Raw genomic sequence first — 1,685 nt, forward strand, 5'->3', positions numbered from 1 at the left:
AAGGGGCGCCAAGCGGCCCCAATTATTTGCAGGAAAAATGTGCGCTGTTCGCCCGCAAAACCGACAAGCGACCGGTAAAAAATCCAAACTGTCATCCAGACTTGTGTATCCTGCCCCAGCTTTGCGAAGCTTCAACCGCGCCTGGCGCAGACTTTTCACTCACACTTGCGAGGAACGACGAGATGCACGAAATCCCGAATCTTCCCTTCCCAAGCCTGAACCCAGAAGAGCCATCCGTGACCGTTCACGCCGAACCGGCAGCTGCCGTCGAGCAGGATGGTGACGATCAATCCAGCGCTGACCAGGAATAACTGCGCATCCCCGACTGTGTGAAAACGGCTGACCTGCGGGCTACCCCCGTCATCACGTTTTCACACCGTCCTGAACACACGTAGGTCCCCATGCCCGACTCACCGCGCCCCCTTGCGGTCACCCTGCAAGTCGTCTCCATCGTCCTCTTCACCTTCATCGGCTACCTGAACATCGGCATTCCACTGGCCGTGTTGCCCGGCTATGTGCATAACGACCTGGGTTTCAGCGCCGTAGTCGCCGGCCTGGTGATCAGCGTGCAGTACCTCGCCACCCTGCTCAGCCGCCCTACCGCCAGCCGCATCATCGACAACCATGGCAGCAAGAAAGCAGTCATGTATGGCTTGGTCGGCTGCGGGCTTAGCGGGGTGTTCATGCTGGCGTGCGCCTTCCTTACCCACCTGCCTTGGCTGAGCCTGACCTGCCTGCTGGTTGGCCGCCTGGTGCTGGGCAGCGCCGAAAGCCTGGTGGGCTCGGGCGCTATTGGCTGGGGCATCGGCCGGGTAGGCGCCGAAAACACCGCCAAGGTCATCTCCTGGAACGGCATCGCCAGCTATGGCGCCCTGGCCATCGGCGCTCCGCTGGGCGTACTGATGGTCAAGAGCCTGGGGCTGTGGAGCATGGGCGTCAGCATCATCCTGCTGTGCGCCCTCGGCCTGCTGCTGGCCTGGCCCAAGCGGGCCGCGCCTATTGTCAGCGGTGTACGCCTGCCGTTCCTGCGGGTGCTGGGCAAGGTGTTCCCGCATGGCTCGGGACTGGCCCTGGGCTCAATCGGCTTTGGCACCATCGCCACCTTCATCACCCTGTACTACGCCAGCCGTGGCTGGGCCGATGCGGCGTTGACCCTGAGCCTGTTCGGCGCCAGCTTCATCAGCGCGCGATTGCTGTTCGGCAACCTGATCAACCGGATTGGCGGGTTCCGGGTGGCGATTGCCTGCCTGTCGGTGGAAACACTCGGGCTGCTGATGCTGTGGCTGGCCCCCAGTGCCGAACTGGCATTGGCGGGTGCAGCACTGAGCGGGTTTGGTTTCTCGCTGGTGTTCCCGGCATTGGGCGTGGAGGCGGTGAACCAGGTGTCGGCGGCCAACCGCGGCGCGGCGGTGGGGGCGTATTCGCTGTTCATCGATTTGTCGCTGGGGGTGACCGGGCCACTGGTGGGCGCGGTGGCGGCGGGGTTCGGGTTTGCTTCGATGTTTCTGTTTGCGGCGGCTGCCGCGGCTTGCGGGCTGGTGTTGAGCCTGTATCTGTACAGGCAGGCGCGGCGGCCTAGAGATCGGGGGCAAGAAGCCTGACCCTTGCATTGCCTGCACTGGCCCTATCGCCGGCAAGCCAGCCCCCACAGGATCACCACAAAGTTCAGGCCTGTGGTGATCCTG

General features: G+C 63.4%; 2 protein-coding genes. Both read left to right on the top strand.

What is annotated here, in order from left to right; all coding sequences use genetic code 11:
• The coding region (locus ACK1VC_RS26585) for a hypothetical protein (RefSeq protein WP_449118150.1) at nucleotides 1-311 on the top strand (311 nt) is incomplete at its 5' end.
• Nucleotides 312-401: 90 nt separating this feature from the next.
• Nucleotides 402-1,601 (top strand): MFS transporter, encoded by a 1,200-nt coding sequence (locus tag ACK1VC_RS26590; protein WP_016488506.1) that lies wholly within the window; start codon nucleotides 402-404, stop codon nucleotides 1,599-1,601.
• The last annotated feature ends 84 nt before the right edge of the window (nucleotides 1,602-1,685 follow it).

The organism is Pseudomonas sp. XP2, assembly GCF_053557975.1.